At 70.4% G+C, this 16,217-nt stretch carries 12 protein-coding genes and 1 pseudogene; 7 read left to right on the top strand and 6 right to left on the bottom strand.

Annotated elements, in window-relative coordinates; translation table 11 throughout:
- Nucleotides 1-237: 237 nt before the first annotated feature.
- Nucleotides 238-888: a glycerophosphodiester phosphodiesterase gene (locus ACIP6N_RS25795; RefSeq protein WP_401819306.1), complete on the top strand. Its 651-nt coding sequence runs from the start codon at nucleotides 238-240 to the stop codon at nucleotides 886-888.
- 229 nt (nucleotides 889-1,117) lie between these two features.
- Here the strand turns inward: ACIP6N_RS25795 and ACIP6N_RS25790 are convergent, their stop codons facing one another.
- From ACIP6N_RS25790 to ACIP6N_RS25770, 5 genes are all read right to left on the bottom strand, one after another.
- Nucleotides 1,118-1,672 (bottom strand): GNAT family N-acetyltransferase, encoded by a 555-nt coding sequence (locus tag ACIP6N_RS25790; protein ID WP_401819304.1) that lies wholly within the window; start codon nucleotides 1,670-1,672, stop codon nucleotides 1,118-1,120.
- 61 nt (nucleotides 1,673-1,733) lie between these two features.
- Entirely contained in the window at nucleotides 1,734-2,612 is an 879-nt protein-coding gene (locus tag ACIP6N_RS25785) for an NAD-dependent epimerase/dehydratase family protein (protein WP_401819303.1), read from the bottom strand.
- Entirely contained in the window at nucleotides 2,612-3,490 is an 879-nt protein-coding gene (locus ACIP6N_RS25780) for a carbohydrate ABC transporter permease (protein WP_401819301.1), read from the bottom strand. The genes ACIP6N_RS25785 and ACIP6N_RS25780 overlap by 1 nt, the downstream gene beginning before the upstream one ends.
- Complete coding sequence (locus ACIP6N_RS25775; protein ID WP_401819299.1) at nucleotides 3,487-4,482, bottom strand: carbohydrate ABC transporter permease; 996 nt, start codon at nucleotides 4,480-4,482, stop codon at nucleotides 3,487-3,489. The genes ACIP6N_RS25780 and ACIP6N_RS25775 overlap by 4 nt, the downstream gene beginning before the upstream one ends.
- A complete protein-coding gene (locus ACIP6N_RS25770; protein ID WP_401819296.1) occupies nucleotides 4,479-5,870 on the bottom strand; it encodes an ABC transporter substrate-binding protein in 1,392 nt (463 codons plus the stop codon). The genes ACIP6N_RS25775 and ACIP6N_RS25770 overlap by 4 nt, the downstream gene beginning before the upstream one ends.
- 157 nt (nucleotides 5,871-6,027) lie before the next feature.
- Between ACIP6N_RS25770 and ACIP6N_RS25765 the strand changes: the two genes are divergently transcribed.
- From ACIP6N_RS25765 to ACIP6N_RS25740, 6 genes are all read left to right on the top strand, one after another.
- A complete protein-coding gene (locus tag ACIP6N_RS25765; protein ID WP_401819294.1) occupies nucleotides 6,028-6,813 on the top strand; it encodes an IclR family transcriptional regulator in 786 nt (261 codons plus the stop codon).
- A gap of 112 nt (nucleotides 6,814-6,925) precedes the next feature.
- Nucleotides 6,926-8,212: an enolase C-terminal domain-like protein gene (locus tag ACIP6N_RS25760; RefSeq protein WP_401819292.1), complete on the top strand. Its 1,287-nt coding sequence runs from the start codon at nucleotides 6,926-6,928 to the stop codon at nucleotides 8,210-8,212.
- A 56-nt stretch (nucleotides 8,213-8,268) separates the two neighbouring features.
- A complete protein-coding gene (locus tag ACIP6N_RS25755; RefSeq protein ID WP_401819290.1) occupies nucleotides 8,269-8,868 on the top strand; it encodes a ThuA domain-containing protein in 600 nt (199 codons plus the stop codon).
- Nucleotides 8,853-9,932 carry a Gfo/Idh/MocA family protein gene (locus ACIP6N_RS25750; protein WP_401819288.1) on the top strand — a complete coding sequence of 360 codons (1,080 nt, stop codon included), beginning with the start codon at nucleotides 8,853-8,855 and terminating at the stop codon, nucleotides 9,930-9,932. The genes ACIP6N_RS25755 and ACIP6N_RS25750 overlap by 16 nt, the downstream gene beginning before the upstream one ends.
- 266 nt (nucleotides 9,933-10,198) lie before the next feature.
- Nucleotides 10,199-13,540 carry an alpha-mannosidase gene (locus ACIP6N_RS25745; RefSeq protein WP_401819286.1) on the top strand — a complete coding sequence of 1,114 codons (3,342 nt, stop codon included), beginning with the start codon at nucleotides 10,199-10,201 and terminating at the stop codon, nucleotides 13,538-13,540.
- Nucleotides 13,533-15,860: an ROK family protein gene (locus tag ACIP6N_RS25740; protein WP_401819284.1), complete on the top strand. Its 2,328-nt coding sequence runs from the start codon at nucleotides 13,533-13,535 to the stop codon at nucleotides 15,858-15,860. Before ACIP6N_RS25745 ends, ACIP6N_RS25740 begins: the two co-directional genes overlap by 8 nt.
- Nucleotides 15,861-15,959: 99 nt before the next feature.
- Here ACIP6N_RS25740 and ACIP6N_RS25735 read toward each other — a convergent pair.
- Nucleotides 15,960-16,217, bottom strand: a pseudogene (locus ACIP6N_RS25735) (xylosidase); the annotation flags it as partial.

Here is a 16,217-nt window from a genome sequence, read left to right as displayed (position 1 = left end):
ATTAAGGGTATAGGCCTCCGCTTCTCCTGTACAAGGGGAGCAGGATAAATCGTCCTGTAGAATCGCTTGATCGCCGCGTTTTTTCCTGTCGTTCACCTGTCTGCGTGCCGCGAACTCCCCTCGTGGGCCGGGACACTAGGCTGCGATCTGGCGCCGGGTCAGACGCCGTGCGCCACAACCGCCGTCGACGGAAGCGAGATTGTCTTGACTTTCCTCACCATCGGTCACCGTGGAGTGATGGGTGTCGAGCCGGAGAACACCCTGCGCTCGTTCCTGCGCGCCGAGCAGGAGGGGATGGACGCCATCGAGCTCGATCTGCATCTGAGCAAGGACGGCGCCCTCGTCGTGATGCACGACACCTCGGTGGACCGTACGACCGACGGGTCGGGCGCGATCGCCGACCGGACGCTCGCCGAGCTGCGGGAGCTGGACGCCGGGCAGGGCGAGCGGGTTCCGGTCTTCGAGGAGGTACTCGACGCCGTACGTTCACCCATCCAGGCGGAGATCAAGGACGTGGCCGCGGCGCGCGCGCTCGCCGAGGTGATGCGCGAGCGTGACCTGGTGGAGCGCGTCGAGGTGTCGTCGTTCCACGACGAGGCGGTCGCCGAGATCGCCGCCCTGGTCCCCGGCGTACGCACCGTGCTGATCGCCAGCCGCTGGGGCGCGGACGTGGTGGAACGCGGGAAGGCGGCGGGCGCCGCCAGGCTGGCGCTGAGCATCCGCAGGCTGAGCCTGGAGGTCGTGGAAAAGGCTCACGGGGCGGGGCTCGGTGTCATCGGCTGGGTGGTGAACACACCGGAGCAGCTGCGGCTGGCCAGGGCGTTCCAGCTGGAGGCGGTGACCACCGACCTCCCGGAGGTACGGAACCTCGCCCGGTCCACGGCCTGAGGGGCCGGGACCGGAGGGCACGGCAAGACTCCGGGACCGGAGGGCGCGGGAAGACTGACGACTCCGAGACCGCGGAGAGACTCCCGGCCCCGGCGCCGCGGCAAGACTCCCGGACCCGAGGCCGCGGGAAGACTCCCGGACCGCAGACCGCGGCAGGACTGGCGGCTCCCGGGAGACTCCTCGCCAGGAACCCATCCGGGAGACCGCCTGTTCAGAGGCGCGCGAGGGGTCAGCGGCCCTGGAGGGGCTTGACCAGCAGCTCGAAGCGCAGGTCGTCCCGCTGCGGGAGGCCGAAGCGCTCGTCGCCGTACGGGAAGGGGAACAGCTTTCCCGTACGGCGGTAGCCGCGCCGCTCGTACCACGCGATCAGTTCCTCACGCGCGGTGATCACGGTCATGTGCATCTCCCGCACGCCCCAGGACTGCTGGGCAAGGCGCTCCGCCTCCTCGATGACCCGCCGCCCGAGCCCCGCGCCCTGCATGCCCGGCCTGACGGCGAACATGCCGAAGTAGGCGGCCTCGTCGCGGTGTTCGAGCTGACAGCAGGCGACGATCCCGCCGTCCCGCTCGGTGATCAGCAGCCGGCTGAGCGGCGACTCGATCACTTCCAGCACGCCCTGCCGGTCGGTCCGCTGCCCGGCCAGGATGTCCGCCTCCGTGGTCCACCCCGTACGGCTGCTGTCGCCGCGGTACGCGGACTCTATGAGGGCGACCAGCGCCTCCGCGTCGGCCGGCGTGGCGTCCCGGTAGGTCAGTTCGCCGGTGGTGCGCGGGGCGGTGTCCATGGTGCGGGGTCTCCCTCGTGTCGGTGACTGCGGCTGCTGCACCGAGGCTAACGCGCGGCCATCAGCCGTCCTCCTGAGAGGGGGCTTCGGCGAGCACCGGCGGGCTCTCGCGCCAGGTGTGTCTGGGTACGAAGTCCAGCAGCCTGGCGCAGGCGCCGCCGTCGAACAGCGCGGTGTGGCCCGGGAGTTCCGCGAAAGCGGGTACCCCCGGGTGGTACTGCTCCAGGAGCGACGCCGTGGGCAGGGGAGACGCGGTGTCCGGTGCGACGACGTTGAGGACGTGGCATCCCCGCAGCTCCGCCACGAGTGCGCGGCGCACGGCCTCCGCCGCGTCCCGGGTGTCCAGCCAGCCCCACAGGTCGCCCCGGTTGGACTCCGGGTCGGCCCGTACGTTCTCCAGCTGGAGCTTCAGGCGCTCGCCGGTCCCGGTGAAGGGGAAGCGCATGCAGACGATGTCGGTGCCGTAGCGGCGGTGGGTGGCGCGGGCCGCCTCCTCCAGGACGATCTTCGAGAGACCGTAGGGGTCCTGGACGAGGAACGGGTGCTCCTCGTCCAGGGGCACGTACCGGGGCGACTGCGGGACCGGCGACCAGGCGAGGCCGATGGCCGAGAGGCTGGACGCGGCGACCACCCGCCGGACCCCGTGGCGCCCCGCCTCGTCGAGCACCCGGTGCGCGGTGAGGCAGTTGGTGGCGAACAGCGCGCTGTCGTCTTCGCTGTTGGGGTGCGGGATCGCCCCCAGGTGGACGACGGCCTCGGCTCCTTCCATGGCCTCGCGCACCAGCGCGCGGTCCTGGAGATCGCCCGTGTGGACGCGTTCGACCCGCGGGTCGTCGACGGGCACGAGGTCGGTGGCGATGATCCGGTGCCCGTGGGCGAGGAGTTCATCGATCACGTACCCGCCGATGTGGCCGGCGGCGCCGGTGACCAGGACGCGCATCAGCCCTTCACCGCCCCGACCAGACCGTTGACGAAGTACCGCTGGAGACTGAGGAAAAGGATGATCACCGGGATGACCACGATCAGTGCGCCTGCCATCAGATTGTTGTAGTGCGGCACGTTCTCCGACGACAGGGTCTGCAGACCCAGCGGAAGGGTGAACGTGGACTGGTCGTTGAGCGAGACCCGGGTGAGCAGGAACTCGTTCCAGGTCGGGATCGCCGTCAGGAGCGCCACCGTGATCAGCGCGGGCCTGGCGAGCGGGAGATGGACATGGGTGAAGATACGCAGCTCGCTCGCGCCGTCGACGCGGGCGGAGTCGCGCAGTTCGGCCGGGACCGCCAGGAAGGCGCCGGTCATCAGGAGGATCGACAGCGGGGCGCCGCCGTTGACGAACGGCAGCACGAGGCCGAAGTGCGAGCCGAGGATCCCCATCTTGTTCTCCAGCAGCACGATCGGGAGCATGACCGTGATGCCGGGGACGAACAGCAGGGAGACGAAGAGCTTCTGCAGGGCGCCGCGCCCCGGAAAGCGCAGCACGGCGAAGGCGTATCCCGCCGCCGCGTAGATGACCAGGGTCAGCACCACGGTGTAGAGCGTAACCAGCAGGCTGTTCAGGAAGAAGTCGAAGAAGTGCAGTTTGTTCCACGTGTCGACGAAGGTGTCGAGGGTGGGGTGCCGGGGGATCAGATGTCCGCCGCTCACGACTTCGATCTGGTCCTTGAAGGCCGCCGACACCATCCACAGGAACGGGTAGACGCTCACGAGGCCGTAGAGACCGAGCAGTACGCCGACGACGGTACGGGCGACGATCTTGCCGGTACGGGCCCGGCCCGTGTCCGGCGCCGCCGGGCGCGCCTTGAGGGAAATCGAGGTCATGTCTTGCTCCGCAGGGCTCGCAGATTGATCAGGGCGAGGACCAGGGCGACGGCGAAGAGGATCCAGCCGAGCGCGCTCGCGAGGCCCAGGGTGGGCGAGAGGTTCTTGAGGAAGGCGAGGCGGTAGGCCTCCAGGCCGAGCACGTTCGTGTGGTCTCCGGGGCCTCCGTTCGTCATCACCAGGAAGGTCTGGAAGCCCTGAAGCGCCTCGCGCAGGTTGAGCAGGACGACGATGGCGGTGATGGGCCGCACCAGCGGCCACACCACGGAGGCGTTGGTGCGCCACCACCCGGCGCCGTCCAGCTTCGCGGCTTCCAGGACACTTCCGTCGATTCCCTGGAGCCCCGTCAGATAGAGCAGCATGGAGACCGGGACGGCGCTCCACACCGTCACCAGGATCAGGACGGGCAGCGCGGTGGTCGGGTTGCCCAGCCAGCCCTGGGGCTGCGCGAGGGAGCCGAGCCCCAGTCCTTCGAGCAGGAAGTTGATCGCGCCGTCCGGCTGGAGGATGTACTGCCAGGCGAAGAAGACCGCGATACCACTGGTGACGTAGGGCAGGAAGTACACCGAGCGCAGCACCGACTGGAGCCGCTTGACCTGGTTGAGGAGGACGGCCAGCGGAAAGGCCGTCACGACGGTCAGGGCCGGTACGGCGATCATGACCCAGAGGGTGTTGAGCGCGGCGTGCCGTACGCGGGGCGCGTAGACGGGGCTGCGCCAGAGCAGGTCGGCGTAGTTGTCGAGGCCGACCCAGGTCCAGTCCGGGGTGAATCCGTTCCAGGTGGCGAAGCTGAGCGTGAAACCGTATCCGACGGTGTAGAGGCCCATCACGCAGAAGAGCACGACGGCCGGGCCGACGAACGCGTATCCGGTGAGCGCTTCGTACACCCGCGCGCGCTTGCGTGTCGCGCGGTCCGCGGCGCCGGGGTGCCCGGCCGGGAGCGGTGTGCTCCCGGCCGTTCCCGGCACGGTCTGTCGAGGTGCCGTGGTCACTGCTTCGCCGCCGCCCAGTAGGAGTCGTTGAGCGCGCGGAGCTTGGCGGCCGTCTCCTGGACCGACTGCCGGCCCAGCGGGGTCAGGTCGGCGAGGATCGCGCCCGCGTCGTCCTGTTCGTAGCCGGGCGCGCGGAACTCGACCGCGGGGCTCGGCTCGTACGTGTGGGCGGGCTCGCCCTTGAAGCTGTCGACGAGGGCGGCGAGTGTCGGGCCGAGTACGTCGGCGGAGCCCGCGCCGAGTTCGGTGGCCGGCAGGTCGGAGGAGTCCTTGGCGAACTGCGCCGCGACCTTCTCCTGCGACAGGAACTCCATCCACTTCTTCGCGTTGTCCGGCTGCTTGCTGGTGGCCGGGATGCTCAGGCTGGTCAGCGCGAGGGGGCCGAGGGCGCGGTCGGGTACGGCGCCGTCCTTGGGGGACGGGAGTCCGAAGGCGAGCACGTCGTCGGGGTTCATGCCGTTCTGCTTGAGGAAGGCGAGCGTGAAGGTGCCGCCGATGTCGAAGGCCGACTTGCCCTGGGCGAAGGCCTGGTCGCCCTCGTCGATGGTGAGCGACTGGGTGCCCGGCATCCAGTACGGGGTCATCTGGTCGTACAGGGACAGGACCTTGACCCCGTTGGGTGAGCCGAAGTCCGCGCTCCGGTCCTTCTTGAACAGGGACTCGTACCCGGCCTTGCCCAACTGGCTGAAGGCGAGCGGCTGGAGGACCCAGGTCAGTCCGGTGGCCTGGACCTTGAGGCCCAGCGAGACACCGCCGGTCCTGGCGTTCTTGGCCCGGGTCTTCTTCAGGTCGGCCAGGAACTCCTCCCAGTCGGCGGGAGCCTTGGTGATGCCCGCGTCGGCCAGCATCTTCTTGTTGGCGAAGACGATGCCGAAGGTGCCCACGGTGAGCGGCACGCTGTAGCGGGCCCCCTTCTCGATGCCGTGGTCCCTGGCGCTCTCCGGCTGAGCGGCCTCGTACCGCGCGTCGGTGACCAGGCCCGAGTCGTGGACCTGGGGCTGGATGCGCTCGGCCCAGTCGCCCGTGAAGTCGGCCGCGAGGTCGTTCACGATCCCGGCGGCGCCGAAGACCCGGTCCTCGCCGTCGGAGTGCACTTCGAGGACGTCCGGCAGGTCACCAGTCTTGGCCGCGCTCTGCACCTTGGTGGTGTAGGCGTCGTCCGGCGTGTACGCCTCGATCGTGACCGAGATACCTGTCTGCTTCTTGAACGCGGCGGCCGCGGTGCGCAGGGCCGCCACATGGGACTGCTTGAAGGTCCACATCTCCAGCGACGTCGAGTCGCTGCCCGAGCCGGACGAACCGCCGCAGGCGGACAGGCCGGTGAGTGAAAGCGCGGTGACCGCGGCGACCGCCGTACGCCGAGCATGGAGCGAAAAAGGTATACGCATGGCCCCTACCTAAGTCTCAACCGTTCAGAAGGCCGAATGACGTTGGAGTGACCGAACTTATGGTCGTGGTGATATAGCGTCAAGACGCACGTCGAGAATCGTGCTGACCGGATTGCCGAGGGGCGCCGGTGCGGGAAGCGGAGGTTCCGTGGAATCGGTGGCTGCAACAGCACGCGGGCGCAAGCCCGAAGAAGTGAAGTCCGCCGCTCGGGTGCTCGAAGTACTCGAACTGCTCGGCACGGAGGGCGCCAGACTCTCGCTCGCCGAGATGGCCTCCGCCATGTCCGTGCCCAAGAGCAGCCTCCACGCCATCCTCAGGACGATGGAGGCGCGGCGCTGGGTGGACCTGGACCCTTCAGGCACCCGCTACAGCCTCGGTCTCAAAGCCCTGTTGACGGGCACCGCCTACCTGGAGGGCGACGATGTCGCGAGCCTCGCGGGGCCGGTGCTCGACGCGCTCGCGGAGGAGACGGGCGAGTCGGTGCATTTGGGCAGGCTCGACGGTACGGACGTCGTCTACCTCGCCAAACGCGAGTCGCGGCACGCCCTGCGGATGTACTCGGCGGTGGGCCGGCGGCTGCCCGCGCACGCCACCGCGCTGGGCAAGGCCATGCTCTCCCAGTACGACGCGACGGAGGTGCGGATGCGGCTCAACTGGCCCCTGGAGCGGCTGACTCCGGACACCGTGACGGATCCGGACCAGCTGCTCGGCCAGCTGGCGCGGGCCCGGCTGCGGGGGTGGGCGATGGATGACGGGGAGAATTCCGTGGACATCCGGTGCGTGGCCGTGGCGCTCGGCTCCGGCCACGGCGGCGGGGACGCGCTCAGTTGCTCCGCGCCCAAGAGCCGGATGGACGACGCGCGCGCCGAGGAAATCGCCGGGGCGGTCACCGAAGCCGCGCACTCACTGCGGACTCTCCTCAAGCGCCTCGGTCAGCACTGAGGCCAACAGCCGATGCCCGGCCGGTATTTGGTCGAGTCATTGACAAATTGATCTTCACTCCATACGTTCAGATAGCAGTACATCATTCTGCTATCTGTATGCTGGAGTTCGCATGGCTCAGCCTGCTGCCCGCTCCGATGTTCTCGCCCCAGCACCCTGGGTCGAGGAGCGCGGCGCCAAGATCCGCATTACCGCCGTACGTACGTTCCTGACGGCACCGCACGGTTGCCCTCATCTCGTCGTCCGTGTCGAGACCAATGAACCGGGACTGTACGGCCTCGGCTGCGCGAGCGATCCGCAGCGCACCCTGGCCGTACGCTCGGTCGTCGACGACTATCTCGCGCCGATGCTGGTCGGGCGCGACCCCGACGACATCGACGACATCCACCGTCTGATGCTCAACAGCGCCTACTGGCGGGGCGGTTCCCTCACCGGCAACGCGCTGGGCGGGATCGACGTGGCTCTGTGGGACCTCAAGGCCAAACGGCTCGGGGCCCCGCTGTACTCGCTGTTCGGCGGTCGGGTCCGTACCCACGCCGACGCCTACACCCATGTCGACGGGACCGACGCCGCGGAGATCGCGGACAAGGTGACGGAGGCCAGGGAACACGGCTACCGGCATGTCCGCGTGCAGGTCGCGGTGCCGGGCTCCGACACGTACGGCACGAAGGCGGACGGCGCGGCCGACGCCCGCGCGCTCCGGAACCGTTCGGTGCCGTGGGACTCGGCCGCGTATCTGAGAACCGTCCCGGGCATCCTCACTGAGGTGCGCGAACGGGTGGGCGACGGCGTGGAGTTGCTGCACGACGTGCACGAAAGGCTGGACCCGCGCCAGGCGCGCGACTTCCTGCGCCGGATCGAGAACGCGGGTCTGTACTTCGTGGAGGACCTGCTCGCCCCGGAGGACGCGTCCCATTTCGCGGCGCTGCGCGCGAACTCGTCCGTGCCACTCGCCGTCGGTGAACTCTTCAGCGACGTCGGCCAGTTCCTGCCGCTGCTCGACGGTCCCTCCATCGACTTCGCCAGGATCCGCGTGCCCACCCTGGGCGGTCTCACCCCGGCGCGCAAGCTGGCGGTCTACTGCGAACTGCGCGGCGTACGGCTCGCACCGCACGGCCCCGCGGACGTCAGTCCCGTCGCCCAGGCCGCCACCCTCGCCATGGACATCAGCAGCCACGCCTTCGGCGTCCAGGAGGCCGCGGTCTTCAAGGCGCCGGTCCACGAGGTCTTCCCCGGCACGATCGAGGCCGTCGACGGCGGCCTGCGGCCTCATGAAACCCCCGGCCACGGCGTCGACTTCGACGAAGCCGCCGCCCGCCGCCACCCCGTGCCCGAGCCACTGGAGCACGACCGCTGGGCCCTGCTTCGCAACACCGATGGGAGTGTGCAACGACCGTGACATCCGATGCCCGAAAGGCACTTGTCGTCCGTGGCGGCTGGGCAGGACATGAGCCCGTGAAGACCACGGACCTCTTCCTGCCCTTCCTGCGCGACCACGGATACGACGTCCAGATCTCCGACACGCTCGACGTGTACACCGACGCCGAACTGCTCGCCTCCACCGACCTGGTGCTGCAGTGCTGGACCATGGGCGAGATCACCAAGGAGCAGAGCGCGGGACTCGCGGCAGCCGTCCGGGCCGGCACCGGTCTGGCCGGCTGGCACGGCGGGATCGTCGACGCCTTCCGCGGCGATGTGAACTACACGCTGCTCACCGGCGGACAGTTCCTGATGCACCCGCACGGCTTCTCCGACCACGAGGTCACTCTGGTCGGGGAGCGCGCGGACCACCCGATCATCGCGGGGCTCGACAACTTCCGTGTCCACACGGAGAAGTACTGGATGGCCACGGACGCGTACAACGACGTCCTGGCGACCGTCGTGTTCGAGGCGGACGAGGAGCGGGAGCGGCCGGTCACCGTCCCGGCCGTCTGGACCAGGACCGCCGGAGCCGGACGCGTCTTCGTCTCCGCCATCGGCCACAAGCCGGACGATTTCGACGTGCCCGAGGTGCGGGCACTCACTGAGAGGGGACTGCTGTGGGCGAGCCGCTGAGGATCGGCATGGTGGGCGCGGGCAAGATCAGCGGCGCCTACCTGAACACCTTCGAGAAGCTGGAGAACGTACGGCTCACGGCCGTCACGGACCTCGACGCCGACCGCGCCAAGGCGGCGGCCGACCGGGTGCCCGGCGCCGAAGTCGTCGGCTCGGTGGCCGAGTTGGTCGCGCGTCCCGATGTCGACGCCGTACTGAACCTGACCATCCCCGCCGTGCACGCCGAGGTAGCCCGGGCCGCGCTCGCGGCGGGCAAGCACGTGTACGGGGAGAAGCCGCTGACCGCCGACCGCGCGGACGCGGACGTCCTGCTGTCCACGGCGGAGGCGGACGGGCTGCGGATCGGCTGCGCGCCCGACACCGTCCTCGGCACCGGCGTGCAGACCGCGCGCAAGGCGGTCGACGACGGTCTGATCGGCACCCCGGTCGCCGCGACCGCGTTCATGACCACGGCGGGACACGAACGGTGGCACCCGGACCCGGAGTTCTACTACCGCCCCGGCGGCGGGCCGCTGCTCGACATGGGCCCGTACTACCTCTCCGCGCTCATCCATCTGCTGGGCCCGGTCGTCAAGGTCACCGGCGCCTCGTCCCGGCCGCGGGCCGAGCGGGAGATCGGCAGCGGGCCGCGGGCCGGCGAACGGTTCACGGTCGACGTACCGACCCATGTCACGGGCGTACTCGAGCACGCGAACGGTGTACTCAGCACGCTGGTCATGAGTTTCGACATCCAGGCCGCACGGCTGCCGCGCATCGAGGTGTACGGCACCGCGGGATCCCTCTCGGTCCCCGACCCCAACAACTTCGACGGAACCGTCGATCTGTTCCGGGCCGGCGGCGAGTGGGAGACCCTTCCGGTGTCCGCCGGTTACGTGGACGCCGGGCGCGGCGCCGGTCTCGCCGACATGGCGGACGCCATCGAGGCCGGCCGGCCGCACCGGGCCTCGGCCGAGGTCGCCCGCCATGTCCTCGACGTGATGCTGACGCTGCTGGACTCCGCGGCGGAGGGCAGGTCGCTCAATACGCACTCCACCTGCGAGCGGCCGGAGCCGGTGAAGCACTGACCCGTGTACGGGCGGTGAGGCACGTGCGCGAAGAAACGCGCGGGTGAGAAGAACGGCGGAGAGGGCGCTCCCTCCCCGCCGTTCTTTTCTGTCGGAACGTCAGGCGACTTAATTTCCAGACATTTCACTTCCCGGTAAATTATTTACCTGACAATTCATTGACCTGCCGCTTTCACCAGGAAGAAGAAGGAATCCACAAAGGCGTTGACTTGATAACACTCTTGGTTTTACATGGCGGTTACTGCCTGGACAGGAAGGGCGCCCCCATGCATGACCGCAGGAAGTCCTCAGAGGCGCGGACCGCCCATTTCCTCACCGCCCGGTTGCGTCCCGCGCTGTATGCGGCCCGGCTTCCCATGGAGGTCGGCGCCTGGCACATTCCCGGTGAGCCGGTCCCCGTCGAGGTGGCCCTGCGCGCCGCATACCGGCCCTTCGTGGTCGGCGACGCCTGGGGCGGCCCGTGGTCCACCACCTGGTTCCAGGTCCATGCCGAGATCCCGGAGCGCTGGGCGGGCAGGCGGGTCCAGGCGCTGTTCGACCTCGGGTTCGGGCCCGGTCCCGCTGCCGGGGCGGGGTACGGAGGGTCCCGGCACGGCGGCGCCGGCTACCGCGGCGGCCCCGAAGGGCTTGTCCACGATGTGCACGGCACTCCGCTGCACGGTCTGCATCCGGCCAACAGGACTTTTCCCGTGGCGACTTCGGCACACGGCGGCGAGGCCGTCCGGCTTCTCGTCGAGGCCGCGGCCAACCCGCCCGTCGATGCCGCAGCGGGCTCCGGCGCACACTACGGCGACCCGGTGACCTCCGGTGACGCCCCGCTCTACCGGCTGCTCCGCGCCGACCTCGTGGTGCGCGACGAGAACGTCTGGCAGCTCATCCATGACATCGATGTCCTCGACGCTCTGGCACGCGCGCTGCCCGCCGGACAGCCGCGCACACACGAGATACTGCGGTCCCTGGAGCGCGCCGTCGACGCCGTCGACCCCCGGGATATCGCCGGGACGGCCGCGTACGCCCGCGACATCCTCGCCCCGGTGCTGGCCCGTCGCGCGCACGAGCCGGCGCACACCGTCACCGCTGTCGGACACACTCCGCCCGGCTCGGCATGGCTGTGGCCGATGCGCGAGACGGTACGCAAGGAAGCGCGCTCCTTCAGCAGCGTGACCGCGCTCGCCGAGGAGTATCCGGAACTGGCCTTCGCCGCGTCGTCCGCGCAGAAGTACGCCTGGATGAAGGAGCAGTACCCGCATGTCTTCGAGCGGGTGCGAAAGGCGGTCACCGACGGCAACTGGGTTCCGGGCGGCGGGACGTGGGGGGAGCCCGACGGCAATCTGCCCGGTGGCGAGGCGCTGGCCAGACAGCTCGTGTACGGGCGCCGTTTCCACCGTGAGGAGCTGGGAGCCGACACCGACGGTGTCTGGCTGCCGGCCGGCTCCGGAATGAGCGCCGCTTTCCCCCAGTTGGCCGCGCTCGCCGGAGCCAACTGGTTCCTCGCCTCCTCGTTCACGCGCGGTGACACCGACTCACCGCCTCACGACACCTTCTGGTGGGAGGGCATCGACGGCAGCCGCCTCTTCAGCCATGTCCCGCCCGGCCCCGACCAGGGATCGGCGTTGATCGGCCGTGAAGTGCCCTACTCTGTGAGGGAGTTCGGCGACCCGGACGGCGCCGCACGTTCGCTGACGCCCTTCGGTCACGCCGAAGGCGGCGGCCCCACGCGCGAGATGCTGGAACGGGCCCGGAGGCTCGCCGACCTCGAAGGCTCTCCCCGGGTCGAAATCCAGCAGCCCTCCCACTTCTTCCGAGACGCCCGCGCCGAATGCCAGGGCGCTCCCGTGTGGCGCGGCGAGCTGTGTCCGGAGAACGACAGGGGCACGTACACCAGCCAGGCGCGCACCAAGCGGGGCAACCGGCGGAGTGAATCGCTGCTCCGCGAGGCCGAGTTGTGGTCGGCCACAGCCGCCGTACGCGACAACGTCCCGTATCCGTACGACGAACTCGACACGCTGTGGAAGAAGGTCCTGCTCCATCAGTGCCACACCGTACTGGCGGGTGCCTCGATCTCCTGGGTGCACGAGGAGGCCGAGCAGTCGTACCGCGAGATCCACCGGCGGCTGGAGAAGCTGATCCACCGCGCCACAAGCGCCTCCGGATCCGGATCCGGCTCGTCCAACGGTGTCTCCCGCTCCCGTGTGTCCGTCTTCAACGCAGGGCCGCGTCGGCGCCGTGAGGTGGTGGTACTCGACGGCGACGGTTCCACCGCGGCCGAGGGTCAGTCGCTGGCCGACGGCAGGACCGCCGTCCTCGCGCAGGCGCCCGCACTGGGCGCGGGGCCCGCCCGGCTGCCACTCGGCGACGACGCCCCGGTGACGGTGAGCGCGGCGGCCGACGGCGGCCACACCCTGGACAACGGGCTCCTGCGGATCCGTATCGACGCGGCCGGACTCGTGTGCTCCGCAGTGGACTTGGCCACCGGCCGCGACGCCATCGCGCCGGGCGCGGCGGGCAATCTGCTCCAGTTGCACCGCGACGACCCGCCGAGCCGAAGCGCCCGCGATCTGGACGTCCGTCACCGCGCCGTCCACCGGGACCTCGGCCGGGCCTCCCGCGTCGAAGTCACCGAGCGGGGCCCACTGTTGGCCTCCGTCCTGGTGGAGCGCTCCACCGGCAGGTCCACGATCGCCCAGCGGCTCTCGCTGACTTCGGGAAGCCAGGTCCTGACTGTGGACACCGATGTCGACTGGCGCGAGCAGGACACCCTGCTCAAGGCCGCCTGGCCGCTGGACGTGCACGCCGAACACAGCAGTGGCGAGATCCAGTTCGGCCATGTCCAACGTTCCACGCACGAGAACACCGACCGGGACGGGGCCGGTTGCGAGGTCTGGGCGCACCGCTGGATCCATGTCGGCGAGCACGGCTGGGGGGTCGCGCTGGCAGGGGACTCCACGTACGGCTACGACGTGGCGCGGCACACCCGCGAGGACGCCGGGACCACCACGACCGTACGGCTCTCCCTGCTGCGCGCCGCCCACAGCCCCGACCCGCATGCCGACCGCGGCCCGCAGCGGTTCCGGCACACCCTGCGGCCCGGGGCGGAGATCGGCGACGCGATCGCCGAGGGATACGCGCTCAACCTGCCGCTGCGACCGGGACCCGCCGGACCGGACGTACGGCCGCTGGTCTCGGTCGGTCATCCGGATGTCGTCGTGGAGGCCGTGAAGCTCGCGGACGACCGCTCGGGGGACGTGGTGGTACGGCTCTACGAGTCACGCGGCGGGCGGGCGCGCACGAGGCTCACCGCCGGGTTCCCGGTCACGGGCGTGTACGAGACGGACCTCCTGGAGGACACCCTCGCCGTCCGTCCGTACGAAGGGGACGCGGTCGCGCTGACGCTGCGGCCGTTCCAGATCCTCACCCTGCGGCTGGCCCGCGGGCTCCCCGGAGCGGACGGCGGCAAGCACATGTCCCGCGCGGACCACACCGATCACACCGACAGCACTGATCACACCGACAGGACCGATCACACCGGCGGCACAGACCACGCCGATCACACCGGCGGCGCGGACCGGACCGGCCGCGCGGAGCGGACCGGAGGCCCCCGTGCCTGACGCCCGTACGAACGTGGGCCCGAGCGGCTCGCTGCCGCCGGAGCACCGGACCGTCCTGCGCCGCTGGGCCGAGGAGGGCGGCCAGCTCGCCACCCGGGCGAACGTCGTCCTGCTCGCGGCGGACGGACTGCGCGACGCCGAGATCTCCCGTCGGCTCGGGGTGTCCCGACAGACCGTCGGCAGCTGGCGCCAGCGCTGGACGAGCGGGGGCCTCGACGGCCTCGGGCACCGCCCGCGCACCGGCAGGCCGGCCACCGTGGACGAGGCGGAGGTCGTCACGCGTACGTTGCTCGCCCCGGGCGGCAGCGGCGCTTCCCGTGCGGTGGCAAGGGAGTTGGGGCTCTCGCACGCCACGGTCGCCGGGATCCGGCGGCGTTGGCGGCTCACCCCCGACGAGGCCTCCGCGCCTTCCGTACCGACCAGACCGCCGCTGCCCGGCGCCGACGTCTGGGTGATGGGCCTGTACGTCGACCCGCTGCGCGCCGTGCTCCTGGCGGGCACCCGGCAGCGGGCGCGACCGCAGGCCACGGCGGGGACGGTGATCGGGCCCGACCTGCTCGCCGGACTCGACCGGGCCATGGACGCGGCCCTGACGGCGGCGCCCGCGTGGCGTACCGGGGACCTGGAGCGGGCGGCCGGGAAAGGGCCGGGCGAGGAGGAGACGGGCAACGAGACAGCCGGCATCGCCGGGTATCTGGCGGAGGCCAGCCGGGGCCATCCGGATCTGGACCTCCACGCGATCACGCTCTGGGACACCGCCGTCGTACCCGCGTCCTTCGACGCGGACGGCGTTCCCCGCTCTCCCCACTCCCCCGGCGCCGCCCGTCCCGACGCGAGAAGGGTGACGCACCACCACATCCCGGTCAGGTCGACATGGCGCAGTTTCCTGCGGGCGATGATCGCGCTCGATTCCACCAGCCATCCCGAGTCCTCGCGCCGCGTCTATCTCGATCTGGCCGCCGAGCTCGACCGGTACGCGGCGGGCCCGCAGGAAGGCCCCCGCACCGCTGTGCGCTGGCTGCGCGAGAACGTCGCCGGTCATCTGGGCGCGGACCGTCCCGCGGCCGGTGCGGTGCGGCACCAGGCCTGGAGCGGCGTCAATCAGATCGATCTCGGCTCTTTCAACGAGTGCGTGGTCATCGAGACGGTACGGCTGTCCGGCACCATCACCCGCGGCGAGATCGCCCACCGCACCGGGCTCACCCAGCAGTCGGTGTCCCGCATCGCGCGCTCGCTGCTCGACCGGGGGATCCTCATCGAGGACGCCCAGCGCCGCGCAACCTCGGGCAAGCCGCGCACCCCCGTACGGCTGTCGGGTACGGCCGCGCACGCGCTCGGCATCCATATCGACCCGGAAGTGCTCACGGCGGTCGTCATCGATCTCGACGGGGCGATCGTCCGCACCCGCACCCGGCCCGTCACGGCGGACATCAATCCGGCGGAGTTCGTGGAACGGGTGGCCTCGCTGGGCCGCGAGACGCTGGCCGAGGCACGCGGGGCGGTGCGCGAGGACGGCTTCCTCGGCATCGGCGTGGCCGTCCCCGGCCCCGTCGACATCGCTTCCGGCACCGTGCTCGGTCCGCCGCTGATGTCGGCGTGGGGCGATCTCCCACTGTTGTATCTGCTCAAGGACCACTTCCCGTGCCCCGTCATCATGGAGAAGGACTCCACCGCCGCGGCCGCCGGGGAGCGGTGGATCGGCCGGGAGCGCAGGGCCCGGGATTTCGCGTACCTCTATCTCGGTACGGGGGTCGGTACGGGCCTCTACCTCAACGGTGACCTCTACCGGGGGATCAGCGCCAACGCCGGGGAGTTCGGGCAGTTGTGCGCGATCGCGCTGGGACGGGTGGACAAGGACGGCCGTCCCGAGATCCTGCCCGAGTGCAATCCGCCGGTGTCCGTGCCCGACCTCGCCGTACGGGGCGGGATGCGGCTGACGCCGGCCGCCGCGTCGGGGAGCACCGCCGCGTATCTGGCGGTGGGCGAGGCCGCGGCGGCGGGTGATCCCGCGGCGGCCGCCGCCGTACGGGAGGTCGCACAGGCCGTCGGGCGGGGGGCGCTGGGGCTCATCGACCTGCTGGACATCGACCTGATCGTGCTCGGCGGACCGTTCTTCACCGAGGACGTCGCCGGCTTCTACGTGGACGAGATCGCCCGTACCGTCAACGAGTTCCCGACGGCGAGACGGCTGCGGCGGGTCGAGGTCGAGCCGTCCGTGCTGAGCGCGCAGGCGGCGGCGGTGGGAGCCGCGTCCACGATCTTCCACGCGACGTTCACCCCGCGGTTGCGGGGACGCGGCGGCGCGGGCCGCCGGGACTGAGCCCGGCGGCCCGCGCCCGATCCGTGTGCCGCTGCCGGTCCTTCGTGGTCAGGCTCCCGGCCGCGTCAGACTCTCGGCCGGGTCAGGTCCTTGGCTGGGTCAGACCCTCGGCTGGGTCGGCCTGTTCGGCGTCAGGGGGAGTTGGCCCTTGAGCATGCGTCCGCCGTCCGCGGTCAGCCGCAGGTAGTAGTCGGACGAGCAGGAGGTGCCGTCCTCGTCCAGCGCCCAGATCCCGGATCCCGACGGCACATCGGCGCCCGTCTCGGCGGTTTTGGCGATCTGGTTGCCTTCGTTGAACTCGTCGAACATGGAGATGTAGAAGCCCTGGACGTTGATCCCGACCAGGTTGTAGAACTG

Origin of the sequence: Streptomyces sp. NPDC088725 (genome assembly GCF_044751305.1) — a bacterium.
Lineage (GTDB): Bacteria > Actinomycetota > Actinomycetes > Streptomycetales > Streptomycetaceae > Streptomyces.
Note: the sequence above shows the minus strand (reverse complement) of the source record. Positions and strands in the feature narration are given on the sequence as shown.

Coding starts and splice junctions, on each gene's coding strand:
- ACIP6N_RS25795 (WP_401819306.1), top strand. CDS start 238: ATGGGTGTCGAGCCGGAGAACACCCTGCGCTCGTTCCTGCGCGCCGAG.
- ACIP6N_RS25790 (WP_401819304.1), bottom strand. CDS start 1,672: ATGGACACCGCCCCGCGCACCACCGGCGAACTGACCTACCGGGACGCC.
- ACIP6N_RS25785 (WP_401819303.1), bottom strand. CDS start 2,612: ATGCGCGTCCTGGTCACCGGCGCCGCCGGCCACATCGGCGGGTACGTG.
- ACIP6N_RS25780 (WP_401819301.1), bottom strand. CDS start 3,490: ATGACCTCGATTTCCCTCAAGGCGCGCCCGGCGGCGCCGGACACGGGC.
- ACIP6N_RS25770 (WP_401819296.1), bottom strand. CDS start 5,870: ATGCGTATACCTTTTTCGCTCCATGCTCGGCGTACGGCGGTCGCCGCG.
- ACIP6N_RS25760 (WP_401819292.1), top strand. CDS start 6,926: ATGGCTCAGCCTGCTGCCCGCTCCGATGTTCTCGCCCCAGCACCCTGG.
- ACIP6N_RS25745 (WP_401819286.1), top strand. CDS start 10,199: ATGCATGACCGCAGGAAGTCCTCAGAGGCGCGGACCGCCCATTTCCTC.